The following is a 15,526-nucleotide window of genomic DNA, read 5'->3' as shown; positions in this document are numbered from 1 at the left end:
CCTCCCGCCCTTGCGAAAGGACCCCTTCACATGCTCCGCCGCACCTCCCTGGCTGCCGCGGCCCTGCTGGCCACCGGCGCGCTGCTGCTGACCGCCTGCAGCGCCGAGCAGACCCCCGCTCCCACCACCAGCGCCGTCGCCGACCCCGATGCGTCCGTCGCGCTGCGTCTGGTCTCGGAGCCCGGCAACCTCGACATCCGCGAGACCGCCGGTGCGGCGCTGGATCAGCTGCTGATCGACAACGTCTACCAGGGCCTGGTCTCGCGCACGGCCGAGCAGGACATCGTCCCCGCTCTCGCGAGCGACTACGAGGTCTCCCCCGACGGCCTCACCTACACCTTCACCGTGCGCGAGGGCGTCGTGTTCCACGACGGCCAGCCGCTCACGCCGCAGGACGTCGTCTGGTCGCTCACCCAGGTGCGCGACACCGCGTCGTATCGTGACTCGGCGCGCCTGGCCGCAGTGACCGGCATCGCCGCGAACGGGCAGGACGTCGTGCTGACCCTCGCCGCGCCCGACTCCAGCCTGCTGTGGAACCTCACCGGTCGCGCCGGCCTCGTCCTCAAGGAGGGCGACACCACCGACCGCAAGACCGCGGCCAACGGCACCGGCCCCTTCACCCTCGCGAGCTGGAAGCAGGGGGACAGCGTGACCCTCGCGCGGTTCGCGGACTACTGGGGCGACCCGGCGGGCGCGGCGGAGGTCGTCTTCGCCTACATCCCCGAGACGCAGGCGGCGCTCAACGCCGCGCTGGCGGGCGAAGTCGACGTCGTCACCGGCTTCGATGCGAACCTGACCGAGCAGATCGAGGCGAACGGGGACTTCACCGTCGAGGTCGGCGCCTCCACCGACAAGGGCACCCTGGCGATGAACGCCGACGAGGGCCCCCTCGCCGATGTGAAGGTGCGCCAGGCCATCCGCCAGGCGATCGACCACGACGCCATCGTCGAGGCCCTCGGCGCCGGCCAGACCCAGTACGGCCCCATCCCGGAGCTCGACCCCGGCTACGAGGACCTCGCAGAACTCGTCCCCCACGACCCCGATGCGGCACGCGAACTGCTGGCCGAAGCGGGCTACGACGACGACCTCGAGCTCAGCCTCACGCTGCCGTCGTTCTACGGCACCACGGTGTCGCAGATCCTGGTGTCGAACCTGCACGACGTCGGCATCACGCTTCAGGTCAACGCGGTCGAGTTCTCGTCGTGGCTCAACGACGTCTACATGAACGGCGACTACGAGCTGAGCTTCGTGCTGCACACCGAGGCGCGCGACTTCGAGAACTGGGCGAACCCCGACTACTACTTCGGCTACGACAACGCCGAGGTGCAGGAGCTGTTCGCGCAGTCCCTCGCCGCAACCGACGAGGCCGAAGCCGCCGACCTGCTCGCGGAGGCGGCCCGCATCGTCTCCGAGGACCACGCGGCGGACTGGCTCTACAACGGCGCGTCGGTCGTCGCGGTCGGCGCTAACATCACCGGTATGCCCACGGTGAACGTCAACGAGCGCCTCAACCTCGTCGAGCTGACCAAGAGCGAGGGGTGATCCGCTACGCGCTGACGCGGCTGGTCCTGCTGCTGCTGGGCCTCGTCGTCGCCAGCGCGTTGATCTTCGTCACCCTCCGGGTGCTCCCCGGCGACGTGGCGCAGATGGTCGCGGGCGTGGGAAGCACGCCCGAGCAGGTCGAGGCCATCCGGGCGCGCCTGGGCCTGGACAGGCCCGTGCCGCTGCAGTACCTCGACTGGATCGCCGGCATCTTCCGCGGCGACCTCGGCACGTCGCTGCTCACCGGCAGCGCCGTGACGACCGAACTCGCCGAGAAGGCACAGGTGACGGTGCCGCTGGGCATCATGTCGCTCGTGATCGCGCTGGCGTTCAGCGTGCCGCTGGGCGTGGTCTCCGCCCTGCGGCGCGGCCGTGCCGACGGCACGATGATCACCGTCGGCGCACAGACGCTCGCCGCCGTGCCGGTCGTGTGGGCGGGCATGATGCTCGTCGTCGTCTTCGCCGTGTGGCTCGGATGGCTGCCGGCCCAGGGGTTCCCGCGTTCGGGCTGGGACGACCCGTCCACGGCGCTGCGGTCCCTCCTGCTGCCGGCGATCACGATCGGCATCGTCGAGGGCGCCATGCTGCTGCGCTTCGTGCGGTCGGCCACGCTCCAGGCGGTGGGGCAGGATTACGTGCGCAGCGCCGCCGCGAAGGGCCTCACCCGCACGCAGGCGATGCTGCGCCACGGACTGCCCAACGTCGGGCTCTCGGTGATCACGGTGCTGGGCCTCCAGGTCGCCGGCATCATCGTCGGCGCCGTCGTCATCGAGCAGCTCTTCTCCCTCCCCGGCATTGGGCGGATGCTCGTGGCCGACGTGGGCGCACGCGACCTGCCGATGGTGCAGGGCGAACTTCTCGTGCTGACCGGCTTCGTGCTCGTCGTCGGATTCGCCGTCGACCTCTTCCACCGGGTCATCGACCCCCGGCAGCGGGAGGCGGGATGAACGCGCGCACGGCACGACGGGCACCCGGTGGCCGGTGGGGCTGGCTCCACCGCCTGACGCAGCTGACGACGGGCAGGGTGGGACTGACCATCTTCGCCGCCGTGGGGCTCACCGCCCTCGTCGCGGCATTGTGGACGCCGTTCGACCCGCAGCAGGTCGACATCGCCAACCGGTGGGCCCCACCCGGCTGGCCGCACCTGCTCGGCACCGACGCCACCGGCCGCGACATCCTGAGCCTCATCATGGCCGGCGCCGTCACGACGGTGTGGGTGGCCCTGGGCGCCGGGCTCGTCGCGACGCTCATCGGCATCGTGCTCGCCTCTCTCGGCGCACTGACGGCGCGGTGGCTGCGCGAGACGGTCGCCGTGCTCGTCGACATCCTCATCGCCTTCCCCGTGCTGCTCATCGCGATGATGGTCTCGGCCGTCTGGGGCGGGTCGCTGTGGGTCGTCATCGTCGCCGTCGGCATCGGCTTCGGGGTGAACATCGCCCGCGTCACCCGGCCGGAGCTGCGCCGCGTGCTGCACAGCGAGTTCGTCCTCGCCGGTCGCGCGGCGGGGCTGACGCCGCTGCAGAACCTCCTGCATCACCTGCTTCCCAACGTCGCACCGGTGTTCATCGTGCAGCTGTCGTGGGGCATGGCCGTCGCCGTGCTCGCCGAAGCGGGCTTGTCCTACCTCGGCTTCGGCGCCCCGGTGACGCAGCCGTCGTGGGGCGTGCTGCTGAGCGAGCTGCAGGCCTACATCACCGTGCATCCGCTGTCGGTCGTGTGGCCGGGGCTCGCGATCACGCTCACCGTGCTGGGGCTGAATCTGCTCGGCGACGGCCTGCGCGAGGCCACCGACCCCACCCTCACCCGTCGCGGCAACGCCGCCCGCGCGCACGTGCCGGAGGTGGTGGCATGAGCCTCGAGGTGCGCGACCTCGCCATCGAGGTCGGCGGACGCCGCGTCGTCGACGGCGTCTCGTTCGACGTCCCCGACTCCGCCCGCGTGGGCCTCATCGGCGAATCCGGGTCGGGCAAGTCGCTCACGGCGCTGGCGATCATGGGGCTGCTGCCGGATACCGCGACGGCGACCGGAAGCATCCGCTGGAACGGGCGCGAACTCATCGGCCTGCCCGACCGGGAGCTGGCAAAGCTCCGCGGCGACGAGATCGGCATCGTGTTCCAGGAGCCGCGCACGGCACTGAACCCCATCCGCACGGTCGGCAGGCAGATCGCCGAGTCGGTGCGCATCCACGAGCGCATCTCCCGGCGCGAGGCGAAGCAGCACGCGGTCGCGGAGGCCGCACGGGTCGCCCTGCCCGACCCGCAGCAGATCGTCGCCCGCTACCCGCATCAGCTGTCCGGCGGCCAGCGTCAGCGCGTGGCCATCGCGATGACGCTGGCGTGCCGGCCGCGCCTGCTCATCGCGGACGAGCCGACGACGGCGCTGGACGTCACGATCCAGGCCGAGATCCTGCAGCTGCTCGGGGACCTCGTCACCGGCGACGGCATGTCGCTGGTGTTCATCACGCACGACCTCGCGGTGCTGTCGCAGATCGCGACCCACGGCATCGTGCTCGAGCGGGGGCGCATCGTGGAGGCGGCGCCGGTGTCGGCACTGCTCACCGCCCCCTCGTCCGAGGTGACCCGCGGGCTCCTGCGCGACGCCACGGCGACACTGTGGCGACCGGGAGGACGAGCGTGAACGCCCTGCTGCGCGGCCGCGGGCTCACCCGCCGCCACCCCGTCCCCCGTGGCGGGCTGCTCGAGCCGCGGCGATGGACGACGGCGCTCGAGGATGCCGACATCGACGTCGCCGAGAACTCCGCACTCGGCATCATCGGCGAATCCGGCTCGGGCAAATCCACCCTCGTGCGACTGCTGCTGGCACTGGACACCCCGACCGCCGGGACGGTGGAATTCGACGGCAGGCCGGTCGTGGCATCCGCACCCGCCACGTCGCTGCACTGGCTGCGCCGGCAGACCGGCATCGTCTTCCAGGACCCCTACGCGTCGCTAGATCCGCGCATGAGCATCGGCCGCATCGTCGCCGAGCCGCTGTGGGCGCTCGGAATCGAGGGCGACCGCCGCGCGCGCGTGCGCGAGGTGCTCGCCGACGTGGGGCTGGAGCCGGAGATGGCCGACCGCTTCCCGCACGAGTTCTCCGGCGGACAGCGCCAGCGCATCGCGATCGCCCGCGCCATCGTGCACCGCCCGCGGCTGCTCGTGGGCGACGAGCCGCTGTCGGCGCTGGACGTCACGGTGCGCGCCCAGATCCTCGAGCTCCTGCGGGACCTCCGACGGCGCGAGGGGCTCGCACTCGTGCTGGTGTCGCACGACATCGGCGTCGTGCAGAACCTGTGCGACGACGTGATCGTCATGAAGGACGGCCGCATCGTGGAGGAGGGCCCGACCGAGAAGGTGCTGCTCACCCCGCAAGTGGCCTACACGCGGCGCCTGCTGGCGTCGATCCCGGTGATCGATCCGGCGGGCGGCATTCCCGATGTCGGCGAGGGGCCCTAACCTCGTGCCATGACAGCCATCGTCCCGCCGTACCTGCTGGCGCGCATCGCCGAGACCGACGCCCCGCACCTCGCGCGGGCGGCCCGCGCCGCGCGGGCGACCCTCGAGGCCGGGCACGGCTACGACCCCGACCTCACCCGGCTGCAGCTGTCGATCGACGAGAACGGCGCGCTCGTGGCGGGTGCGACGCCCTCGCCCGACCGGGTGGTCTCCGACGCGCAGAACCGCGAGACGCTGCCCGGTGTGCAGGTGCGCACCGAGACCGACCCGCCCACCGGCGACGAGGCGGCCGATGAGGCCTTCGACGGGCTCGGGGCGACGTTCGACTTCTTCTGGGACGCCTTCGGGCGTGCCGGCATCGACGGCGCCGGCGGCACCCTCGCGGCCACCGTGCACTACGGCGTCGACTACGACAACGCATTCTGGAACGGCGAGCGCATGGTCTTCGGCGACGGCGACGGGGAGGTCTTCACGGGCTTCACCAACTCCCTCACCGTCATCGCGCACGAGCTCGCCCACGGTGTCACCGAGTTCTCCGGCGGCCTCGTGTACCAGGGCCAGTCGGGCGCGCTCAACGAGTCGCTGTCCGACGTGTTCGGCGCGTTGACCGAGCAGCACAGCCTCGGTCAGACCGCCGACGAGGCGTCGTGGCTCATCGGCGCCGGCATCTTCACGGATGCCGTGCAGGGCGAGGCGCTGCGCTCACTGGCCGCCCCCGGCACGGCGTACGACGACGACGTGCTCGGCCGCGACCCGCAGCCCGGACACATGCGCGACTACGTCGAGACCGACGAAGACAACGGCGGTGTGCACATCAACTCCGGCATCCCGAACCGCGCGTTCCACCTCACCGCGACGGCGCTCGGCGGTCAGGCCTGGGAGCGGGCCGGCCTCATCTGGTACCGCACCCTCACCGCCGGCACCCTCCCGACCACGGTGGACTTCGCCGGCTTCGCCCTGGCCACCCTGGAGGCTGCGACAGCGGAGTACGGTGAGGGTTCGGAGGAAGTCGACGCCGTCCGGGCGGGCTGGACGGGTGTCGGCGTGATGGCGGATGCAACGAGCGGATGAGCCGACCGTCCGGGTGACCGTCGTGCGCAGCGGCGGCATCGCAGGGCTGCGCCGGCAGTGGCAGGCCTGTCCCGACGGCGAGGCGGCGGCGGAATGGTCCGCCCTCATCGACCGGTGCCCGTGGGACGCCCCCCGCAGCGAGCCGTCCGGGGCCGACCGCTTCTGCTGGCGGGTGAGTGCGGAGGCCGGCCCCGTGCGGCGCGAGGCGGAGCTGCCCGACGCCGACGTACGAGGACCGTGGCGGGCACTCATCGACGCGGTGCGCGCGTGGCCCGACGTCACTCCTGGCGCAGCCGGCCGAACAGCCCCCGCTTCTTGACGGGGTTCAGCGACTTCTGCAGGTAGATCGTGCCGAGCCACCGGCCGAACTTGTGCCCGACGCGTCCCATGCGGCCCACCTCGACGAACCCGAGCTTCTCGTGGAGTGCGACCGATGCCTCCGCGCCCCGGTCGCTGATGATCGCGACCATCTCGCGGATGCCGGCCTGCTCGCATGCCTCGATGAGCGCGACCAGCAGGGCCTTGCCCAGTCCCTTGCCGGTGGCCGCCTGACCGAGGTAGATCGAATCCTCCACGCTGTAGCGGTACCCGGACTTGCTCGACAGCGGCTGCACGTAGGCGTAGCCGAGGATCTGACCCGACGGCGACTGCGCCACGAGGAACGGCAGCCCGAGCTTCTGCGCGTGGGCGAGCTTGTCGCGCCACTGCGTGACCGACCACTTCTTCTCGTCGAAGGTGACGACGGAGTTGGTGACGTAGTGGTTGTAGATCTCGCGGATGTCGGGGACGTCGCGCAGTTCGGCGGGGCGGATCTCGAACGAGAACGGCGCTTCCGGCTCGACGCGGCGGCGCAGGTGCCAGGGCAGCCTGCGGCGGTCGCGGTCGTACTCGTCCTCCAGCATGGGGTCAGCCTAGAGCCGCGTCGGTGGGCAGACGCCAATCCACCGGCTCGGCGCCCTGCTGCACCAGCAGCGCGTCGACGCGGGAGAACGGTCGGGACCCGAAGAACCCGCGGTTGGCCGACAACGGTGACGGGTGGGGCGACTCGACCCGCGGCGTCGCCCCCAACAGCGGCCCGAGGCCGGCGGCATCCTTGCCCCAGAGCACCGCGACGAGCGGTCCGCCGCGCTCGGCGAGCACGCGGATGGCGTGTGCGGTGACCTTCTCCCACCCCCACCCGCGGTGGGATGCCGCGGCCCCCGGGGCGACGGTGAGCACGCGGTTGAGCAGCATGACGCCCTGGTCGCTCCACGCCGACAGGTCGCCGTGCTCGGCGGGGGCGATGCCGAGGTCGTCGGAGAGCTCGCGGTAGATGTTGCGCAGGCTCCGCGGCAGGGGCCGCACATGCCGCTCCACCGCGAACGACAGCCCGATCGCGTGCCCCGGCGTCGGGTACGGATCCTGCCCGACGATCAGCACCCGCACGTCGGCGAGGGGCCGCTGGAACGCCCGCAGCACGCGGTCGCCGTCGGGGAGATAGCCGCGGCCCGCGGCCGTCTCGGCCCGCAGCCGCTCGCCGAGGGTGGCGATGTCATCGGCCACCGGCGCGAGCGCCTCGGCCCACCCGGCATCCATGAGTCCCGCATCGGCGAGTTCGGGCAGGGTCATCGCCCTGCGGTTCGCATCGTGCACCGGTCCAGCCTACGGACGGCGCGCTGCTATCCTCGCGCTCGTGACGACACCCGCCCCCGGCCGCCTGCGCGCGTCGACCCTCGGCATCACGGCGAGCCTCATCGGCTGGTTCATCGTGGTGGAGCTGGTCAGCGGCATCCTGCAGGGCTACTACGTGCCGCTGCTCAGCGACATCGTCGTGCACCTGGGCGTGCACGATTCCGACGTGAACTGGTTCGAGGCGGCGCAGCTGCTGCTGTCGGCGCTCGTGGTGCCGGTGATGGCCAAGCTCGGCGACATGTTCGGCCACAAGAAGGTGCTGCTGGCGGCGGCCGTGCTCACCGCGGGCGCGTCGTGGTGGCTCGCGTTCGCCGACTCGTTCTGGAGTTTCCTCATCGCGTGGGCCCTGCAGGGGTTCTACGTCGTGTGGCTGCCGCTGGAGATCGCGCTCATCTTCGAACGCGGCCGCGCGCAGCGCCGCGGCGTCTCGACGACGCGTCGGGCGGCGGGCCTGCTCGTGGTGGGGCTGCAGGCGGGCGCCATCGTCGGCGCGCTGGCGGCGGGACGAGTCTTCGTCGCAACGGGCGAGAACCTCACCCTCACCCTGCTGGTGCCCGCCATCGCGGTGACGCTCGTCGCCGTGGTCATCTGGAAGTTCGTGCCCGAGTCCGAGCCGGCTCCCGGGCGCAAGCTCGACACCGGCGGGTTCGTGCTGCTCGCGTTCGCGCTGCTGCTCGTCACGAGTTCGCTCACGTTCCTGCGCATCAACGGTCCCGAGACGGTGTGGGTCTGGCTGCTGCTGGCGGCCGGCATCGTCGGCTTCGTCTTCTTCGGCTGGTTCGAGTTGCGCCAGGACGACCCGGCCATCGACATCCGGGTGCTGCGTCGTCCCGAGATGTGGCCGGTGCAGGCCACCGCGTTCCTCGTGGGCATCAGCCTGCTGGGCGCGCAGGGCCCGCTGTCGACGTACGCGGGCACCGATCCCGCGCTCGGGTACGGGCTGGGGCTGGATGCCACGGCGCGCTCCAACCTCATCGGCGTCTATCTCGTATCGCTCATCATCGGCGCGGTGCTGTTCGCCGTGACCTCGCGACGGGCGAGTCCGCGCGTGATCCTCATCGTCGCGGCCGCGCTGGTGGGCGTGGGGTACGCGCTGTTCCTGCCGTTCCACCTCGAGCTGTGGCAGGTGCTGCTGAACATGTGCATCGCCGGTCTCGGGTGCGGCGCACTCGTCGGCGCGATGCCGGCGGCCGCCGCCGCGGCGGCGCCGCACGGCCAGACGGGCGTGGCATCCGCCCTCACCAACACCACCAAGACCATCGGCGGCACGTTCGCGTCGGCGGTGTTCGGCGTCGTGCTGGCCGCCGGTGCCGGGGTGGTCGCGAGCGAGACGGCCGCGGCGCTCGGCGGCTACATGACGGTGTGGGCGGTGTGCGCGGCGGGCGGTTTCCTCGCGGCGGCGCTGCTGTTCTTCGTGCCGAAGGTGGCGTTCGCCGACACGGCCGACGAGGAGGCCGCGGCGCTCGCGGGCGAGGGACAGATCGTCTAGCAGCGGGCGTTCGTGGCCCGCCGGTTCCTCCACAGGCAGAGGTTTCCGGAGTTATCCACCGGTTTCGGGTAATTCCAGCTTGGTCTGGGTTTTGCGTGGGTTCAATGTCGGAGGGGGTCGGCAGAATTGGGGGCATGAACACCTCCTCGGTGAGCCCCCGCAGCGACACCCGGTCGCCGGGTGCGGTGCTGTCCGACCTCGCGGCCACGCGACGGCGCATGGCCGCACTGCAGGCAGACGAACTGCAGCTGCTGGCGCGGATGGATGCCATCGCCGCGGAGCAGACCGCCCGGGTGCCGTCGTCGGCGGGTCGGGAACGGGAGATGCCGCTGCGGGCGATCGCTGCCGAAGTGGGCGCGGTGCTGCAGCGATCGGACCGGGTGATGCAGGACCGCCTGCACCACGCCACGGTGCTCGTGACCGGGTTCACCGCGACCATCGCGGCGTTGCGGGTCGGGCGCATCGACATGGGTCACGTGCGGCTGATTCAGGATGCCGGTGCCCGCATCGACGACCCCGAGGCGCGGGCCCGGTTCGAGCAGGCCGCCCTGGTCGTCTGTGAGCGGGAGACCCCCGGGCGGGCGCGGCCGATCGTGGCGATGATCGCGCAGAAGCTGCACCCCGTGCCGTTGGAGGAACGCCATGCCGACGCGGCCGCGGAGCGGCGGGTGTGGGTGCGGGACCTCGACGATGGCATGGCCGAACTCGCGGCGGTGCTGCCGGCGGTGCTGGCGTATGCGATCCGGGACCGGTTGACCGAGTATGCGCGGGAGATCACCACGGCGCGACGCAAGGCCGCCGCGGAGGCCGCCGCGGCGGGGCGGGCGGACCACGACGGTGACGGTGTCGCTGGCGCTGAGAACCCCGAGGACGGCACGGTCGAGACCGCACCCGCAGGCGCTGCAAGTGCCGACGCCGGACCCACGAGCCCGGACGCTTCCGACACCACCACGCCCGACCCCGCCGAGATCGTCGCGACCGACACCCGCACCACCGACCAGGTCCGCGCGGACGTCCTCACCGACCTGCTGCTCACCGGCTGCGCCACCGCACCCGCCAAGACCGGCGCCGTTGCCGACGGTGGGGCGATCACCGCGCAAGTGCAAGTGATCATCCCCCTCGACACCCTCACCGGCACCGGAACAGCACCCGCCGAACTCGTCGGATACGGGCCCATCGACCCCGAAACCGCCCGCCGGCTCGCCGCGACCGCCGAACTCTGGGAACGCCTCTTCGTCTCCCCCACCACCGGAGCCGTGCAACTGGTCGACACCTACCGGCCGAGCGCCGCGCAGCGACGACATCTCGACGCCCGCGACGAACACTGCCGATTCATCGGCTGCCGAAGACCCGCAAAACACTGCGACCACGACCACACCCACGACGCCGCCCACGGTGGGCCGACTGCACTGTGCAACCTCGCGAATCTGTGCACCAGGCACCACCCGATGAAGCACGCCACCGCCTGGTGCGTGTTCCAGAAAGCGCACGGCATCCTGGAATGGACCAGCCCCACGGGGCGTGTCTACCCCGACATCCCGCGACGGGTACTGGAGTTCACCGCCCTCGCCGCCGCCGATGCCTTCGAACCCGCACCGTTCTAGAGCTCTGCGTTCCGCTCGGCGCCGGCCAGGCATCTTCTCCCGGGATCGCCCGGGCGCGCGGGCTACAGCGACGTGAACCGGACTCCGGGTCCGGCCGGCCGCTCATCAGTCCATGGGCAGGCGCGGCCGCAGCGGCCCGCGGGCCAGCAGATGCTGCGCCGACTGCGCCACGGGGCGCATGGTGATGAGGTCGAGGTTCACGTGGCCCGGCGCGTTCAGCGCGTACGCGATGACGTCGGCGACGTCTGCGGCCACGAGCGGCTCGGCGACCCCGTCGTAGACCTTCTCCGCCGCGGCGCGGTCGCCGCCCAGCCGGTTGAGGGTGAACTCCTCGGTGAACACCATGCCCGGGGCGATCTCGACGACGCGGATCGGTTCGCCGTTGAGCTCGAGCCGCAGGGCGGCGGCGACCATCGACTCCCCCGCCTTCGCGGCGTTGTACCCGGCTCCGCCGGGGTAGGCGCGCTGCGCGGCGGTCGAGGTCAGGAACAGGGTGTCGGCGTGACCATCGGATGCCGCGGCACGCCGCAGCTGCGGCAGGAGCGCCGCCACCAGCATCTGGGCGGCCAGCACGTTGACCTCGAACATCCAGCGCCAGTCGTCGGCATTGCCGTCCTCGACGCGGTCGGCGCCCCGCGCGCCGCCGGCGATCTGCACGAGCGCGTGCACGGGTCCCGACTCGGCCAGCCATGCGGCGAGCGCGTCGACGTCGGCCTGCTTCGTGAGGTCGGCGGCATAGACGGCGGCACCCGTCTCCGCCTCCAGCGCCGCGAGCCGGTCGGCACGACGTGCGACCCCGACGACGTCCCACCCCGAGGCGCGCAGGGCACGCACCGTGGCCTCCCCGATCCCCGAGCTCGCTCCGGTCACCACCGCACGTCGTGTCATGCGTCCCACCGTACCCCCGCGCGTTACGTAACATTTCCGCGCCGTTGTTGACAACTGGGCTTGTCCGTAGCCTCAGACCAGGCCGCGGCAGCCGCGGTCCACCCGACATCCAGGAGCCATCATGTCCGCACCCGAGAACTGGCGCTTCGAGACCAAGCAGATCCACTCCGGCGCCCAGCCGGACCCGGTCACCAAGGCCCGCGCGACGCCGATCTACCAGACCACGTCCTACGTGTTCGACAACGCCGACCACGCGGCGAACCTCTTCTCCCTCGCGGAGTTCGGCAACATCTACACCCGCATCCAGAACCCGACGCAGGACGTCCTCGAACAGCGCATCGCGGCGCTCGAGGGTGGCACCGGCGCACTGGTGGTCTCCAGCGGCCAGGCGGCAGAGACCTTCGCGGTGCTCAACATCGCCCAGGCCGGCGACCACATCGTCTCGTCGAGCTCGATCTACGGCGGCACCTACAACCTCTTCAAGTACACCCTCGCCAAGCTCGGCATCGAGACGACGTTCGTCGAGAACCAGGACGACGCCGAGGAATGGCGCCGCGCGGTGCGGCCGAACACGAAGCTGTTCTTCGCCGAGACGATCGGCAACCCGCAGATCAACGTGCTCGACATCCGCACCGTCGCCGACATCGCCCACGAGTCCGGTGTGCCGCTGATCGTCGACAACACGATCGCGACGCCGTACCTCATCCGCCCGTTCGAGCACGGCGCCGACATCATCGTGCACTCCGCGACCAAGTTCCTCGGCGGCCACGGCACCACGATCGGCGGCGTCATCGTCGACGGCGGTCGCTTCGCCTGGTCGCAGAACGTCGAGAAGTTCCCCGGGCTCACCGAGCCCGACCCGTCGTACCACGGCGCGTCCTACACGACCGCGGTCGGCGACGGCCTGGCCTACATCATCAAGGCCCGCGTGCAGCTGCTGCGCGACCTCGGCTCGGCCATCGCCCCGCTCAGCGCCTGGCTGCTGCTGCAGGGCATCGAGACGCTGTCGCTGCGCATCGAGCGCCACGTGCAGAACGCCCAGGAGATCGCGGAGTGGCTGGAGAACCAGCCCGACGTGGCGAGCGTGAACTACTCCGGCCTGCCGACCTCGCCCTGGTACGCGGCCGCCAACACATACGCCCCCAAGGGCGTCGGCGCGGTGCTGTCGTTCGAGCTCAAGGGCGGCGTCGCGGCCGGTCGCGAGTTCGTCAACTCGCTGGAGCTCTTCAGCCACCTGGCCAACATCGGCGACGTGCGCTCGCTGGTCATCCACCCGGCATCCACCACCCACTCGCAGCTCACCCCCGAGCAGCAGCTCACGGCGGGCGTCACGCCCGGTCTCGTGCGGCTGTCGGTGGGCATCGAGGCCGTGGAGGACCTCAAGGCCGACCTCGCGCAGGCGCTCGCCGCCGCGCGCCGCGTCTCGGAGGCCGCCCGCGCCTGATCCTGCCGCCCACGGCGCCCCGGTCGACCCTCACAGGGTGACCGGGGCGTCGTGCGTCCGCCGCTGCACTCCGGCCGGCGCCGCAAGTACGCTGACCGGCATGACCGACCGCATCGCCGCCGTCTACGACGACTTCGGCCGCCGCTGGGCGCACGGCACCTCCCCGCTGTACGAGGAGTGGGCCACCGGCATCGCCGCGGATGCCGGCATCCTGAGCCTGCTGGACGCGCTCCCCGGCGCCCCGCAGCAGCCCAACCGCATCTTCGCGGCGGCCCGCTGGGCGGGGAGCCCCCTGGACGGGTACGCGCAATGGCGAAAGTGGCTGGCCGCGAACTGGGACCGGGTGGTCGAGATCGCCGCCGCCCGCACCACCCAGACCAACGAACCCGCCCGATGCGCGACCCTGCTGCCGCAGCTGGCGGCGATCCCCGGCCCCGTGGCCCTGCTGGAGGTCGGCACCGCCGCCGGGCTGTGTCTGCTCCCCGACCGCTACGCCTACGAGTACACCTCTCCGCGCGGCATCCACCGCCTGGGCGACGCCCCCGTCGTGCTCCCCTGCCGCATCGACGACGCCGCGGCGGTGCCCGCACGCCTCCCCGACGTGGCGTGGCGCTGCGGCATCGACCTGGCACCGATCGATCCCGCAGATGCCAACGCGGTCGACTGGCTCGCGACCCTGATCTGGCCGGGGCCGGACCACGACGGCCGCGTCGCCCGACTGCGCGCGGCAGCCGCCATCGCCGCCGTCGACCCGCCCCCGGTCGTGCGGGCCGACCTGCTCGACGCGCTCCCCGAGGTCGCGGCATCCGCGCCGAGGGATGCCACCCTCGTCATCTTCCACAGCGCCGTGCTGCTGTACCTCGACGACGACCAGCGTCGGCGGTTCGTCGAGACGGTCGCCGCCGTGCGCGCCGCCCACGGCGGCGACGTGGTGTGGCTGTCGAACGAGACGCGCGGCACACTGCCCGAGATCGATGCACAGCTGCCCGACGACATCGACACCGACCACCGCTTCGTGCAGACGATCGACGGGATGCCCGTGGCCCTGGCCGGACAGCACGGCGCCACCTACGAAACGCGACCCTTCCGCGCCCGCTGAGCCCGATTCCGCGTAACACGGGCCCGGCCGCCCCCGCCGACCCACGACAATGGGGAGGTGGACTGGCAGACCTCCGAAGACACCGTGCCCTCGGCCCCGGTGACCGAGGCCGACGCGCGCCTGCTGCTGGGCCGCCCGCCCGCGACGGGTGCCTGGCGCGACGGCGATCCCGTCGGCGACCGCCGGTTCGCCGCGTTCGGCGCCTTCCGCACCGAGAGCGGTCGCGAGCTGCCCTCCGTGCGCCTCGCCTACGAGACGTGGGGCGAGCTGAACCCGGCGCGTGACAACGCCGTGCTGATCCTGCACGCCCTCACCGGCGACAGCCACGTGCGCGGGCCCGCCGCCCCCGGGCATCCCACCGCCGGCTGGTGGACCGACATCGTCGGCCCCGGCGCCCCGATCGACACCGACCGCTGGTTCGTCGTGGCCCCCAACATGCTGGGCGGATGCCAGGGCTCGACCGGCCCGGCCAGCGTCGCCCCCGACGGCTACGAGTGGGCATCACGCTTCCCGTACCTCACGATCCGCGACCAGGTCGCCGCCCAGGTACGCCTGGCCGACGCCCTCGGCATCGATGCGTGGGGGGCGGTCGTCGGCGGATCGATGGGCGGCATGCACGCCCTCGAATGGGCCGTCTCCCTTCCCGACCGCGTGCAGCGCCTCGCGGTGCTGTCGGCGCCGCCTGCCAACACCGCCGACCAGATCGCCCTGAACTCCGTGCAGACGGAGGCCATCCAGATCGACCCGCGCTTCCAGGGCGGCGAGTACTACGACTCCGGCGACGGCGACGGGCCGCACCGGGGCCTCGCGCTCGCGCGGCGCATGGCGCTGCTGAACTACCGCAGCCCCACCGAGCTCAACCAGCGATTCCAGCGCTCCTGGCAGTCGGGCAAGAGCCCGCTCGGCCACGGCGGACGTTTCGCGGTGGAGTCCTATCTCGATTTCCACGGCAACAAGTTCACGCGGCGCTTCGACGCCAACAGCTACCTCGTGCTCGTCGAGGCGATGGACTCCCACGACGTCGGCCGCGACCGCGGCGGCATCGAAGACGCCCTGGCGCGCGTGAGCGCCACCGCGCTCGTGCTCGGCATCGACAGCGACCGGCTGTTCCCGATCGAGGGCCAGCACCGCATCGCCCGCGGCATCCCGACGACCCTCGACGGCGACCAGGCGGTCGCGCTCTCCAGCGACTTCGGCCACGACGGCTTCCTCATCGAGACCGCCGCCGTCGGCCACCATCTGCGGCGCCTGCTCGCGACCTGA

At 71.9% G+C, this 15,526-nt stretch carries 15 protein-coding genes; 12 read left to right on the top strand and 3 right to left on the bottom strand.

Annotated elements, in window-relative coordinates; translation table 11 throughout:
• The first annotated feature begins 30 nt into the window (after positions 1-30).
• The 7 genes from ACFVR6_RS13800 to ACFVR6_RS13770 are packed head-to-tail and all read left to right on the top strand — an operon-like array spanning position 31 to position 6,387.
• Positions 31-1,542: an ABC transporter substrate-binding protein gene (locus ACFVR6_RS13800; protein ID WP_386963984.1), complete on the top strand. Its 1,512-nt coding sequence runs from the start codon at positions 31-33 to the stop codon at positions 1,540-1,542.
• Positions 1,539-2,489, top strand: a complete 951-nt coding sequence (locus ACFVR6_RS13795) for an ABC transporter permease (protein WP_386963982.1) — start codon at positions 1,539-1,541, stop codon at positions 2,487-2,489. The genes ACFVR6_RS13800 and ACFVR6_RS13795 overlap by 4 nt, the downstream gene beginning before the upstream one ends.
• Positions 2,486-3,394, top strand: coding sequence for an ABC transporter permease (locus ACFVR6_RS13790; protein ID WP_386963981.1), 909 nt, complete (start codon positions 2,486-2,488; stop codon positions 3,392-3,394). The genes ACFVR6_RS13795 and ACFVR6_RS13790 overlap by 4 nt, the downstream gene beginning before the upstream one ends.
• A complete protein-coding gene (locus tag ACFVR6_RS13785; protein ID WP_386963979.1) occupies positions 3,391-4,179 on the top strand; it encodes an ATP-binding cassette domain-containing protein in 789 nt (262 codons plus the stop codon). The genes ACFVR6_RS13790 and ACFVR6_RS13785 overlap by 4 nt, the downstream gene beginning before the upstream one ends.
• A gap of 5 nt (positions 4,180-4,184) precedes the next feature.
• Positions 4,185-4,997: an ABC transporter ATP-binding protein gene (locus tag ACFVR6_RS13780; protein ID WP_386964358.1), complete on the top strand. Its 813-nt coding sequence runs from the start codon at positions 4,185-4,187 to the stop codon at positions 4,995-4,997.
• A 9-nt stretch (positions 4,998-5,006) separates the two neighbouring features.
• Positions 5,007-6,068 (top strand): M4 family metallopeptidase, encoded by a 1,062-nt coding sequence (locus ACFVR6_RS13775; RefSeq protein ID WP_386963977.1) that lies wholly within the window; start codon positions 5,007-5,009, stop codon positions 6,066-6,068.
• Entirely contained in the window at positions 6,052-6,387 is a 336-nt protein-coding gene (locus tag ACFVR6_RS13770) for a protealysin inhibitor emfourin (RefSeq protein WP_386963975.1), read from the top strand. The genes ACFVR6_RS13775 and ACFVR6_RS13770 overlap by 17 nt, the downstream gene beginning before the upstream one ends.
• Here the strand turns inward: ACFVR6_RS13770 and ACFVR6_RS13765 are convergent.
• Entirely contained in the window at positions 6,347-6,970 is a 624-nt protein-coding gene (locus ACFVR6_RS13765) for a GNAT family N-acetyltransferase (protein WP_386963973.1), read from the bottom strand. The genes ACFVR6_RS13770 and ACFVR6_RS13765 overlap by 41 nt on opposite strands.
• 4 nt (positions 6,971-6,974) lie before the next feature.
• The gene (locus tag ACFVR6_RS13760) at positions 6,975-7,676 is read right to left on the bottom strand and encodes a uracil-DNA glycosylase (RefSeq protein ID WP_386964356.1); all 702 of its coding nucleotides are present in this window, start codon (positions 7,674-7,676) and stop codon (positions 6,975-6,977) included.
• 88 nt (positions 7,677-7,764) lie between these two features.
• Between ACFVR6_RS13760 and ACFVR6_RS13755 the strand changes: the two genes are divergently transcribed.
• Positions 7,765-9,228 (top strand): MFS transporter, encoded by a 1,464-nt coding sequence (locus tag ACFVR6_RS13755; RefSeq protein WP_386964354.1) that lies wholly within the window; start codon positions 7,765-7,767, stop codon positions 9,226-9,228.
• A gap of 134 nt (positions 9,229-9,362) precedes the next feature.
• Complete coding sequence (locus tag ACFVR6_RS13750; protein WP_386963971.1) at positions 9,363-10,832, top strand: HNH endonuclease signature motif containing protein; 1,470 nt, start codon at positions 9,363-9,365, stop codon at positions 10,830-10,832.
• 105 nt (positions 10,833-10,937) lie between these two features.
• On the opposite strand, the gene ACFVR6_RS13745 is transcribed toward ACFVR6_RS13750, so the two are convergent.
• Positions 10,938-11,720 carry an SDR family oxidoreductase gene (locus tag ACFVR6_RS13745; protein ID WP_386963969.1) on the bottom strand — a complete coding sequence of 261 codons (783 nt, stop codon included), beginning with the start codon at positions 11,718-11,720 and terminating at the stop codon, positions 10,938-10,940.
• Between the two features lie 121 nt (positions 11,721-11,841).
• On the opposite strand from ACFVR6_RS13745, the gene ACFVR6_RS13740 reads away from it, so the two are divergent.
• The 3 genes from ACFVR6_RS13740 to ACFVR6_RS13730 all read left to right on the top strand — a co-directional run bounded on the left by ACFVR6_RS13740 (position 11,842) and on the right by ACFVR6_RS13730 (position 15,526).
• Positions 11,842-13,164 (top strand): bifunctional o-acetylhomoserine/o-acetylserine sulfhydrylase, encoded by a 1,323-nt coding sequence (locus ACFVR6_RS13740; protein WP_386963968.1) that lies wholly within the window; start codon positions 11,842-11,844, stop codon positions 13,162-13,164.
• Positions 13,165-13,264: 100 nt separating this feature from the next.
• Entirely contained in the window at positions 13,265-14,263 is a 999-nt protein-coding gene (locus tag ACFVR6_RS13735; protein WP_386963966.1) for a DUF2332 domain-containing protein, read from the top strand.
• 57 nt (positions 14,264-14,320) lie between these two features.
• A complete protein-coding gene (locus ACFVR6_RS13730; RefSeq protein ID WP_386963964.1) occupies positions 14,321-15,526 on the top strand; it encodes a homoserine O-acetyltransferase MetX in 1,206 nt (401 codons plus the stop codon).

Source organism: Microbacterium sp. NPDC058021, assembly GCF_042885955.1.
Classification (GTDB): Bacteria; Actinomycetota; Actinomycetes; order Actinomycetales; family Microbacteriaceae; genus Microbacterium.
The sequence above is the reverse complement of the archived record's forward strand: the minus strand, read 5'-3'. Positions and strand labels throughout refer to the sequence as shown.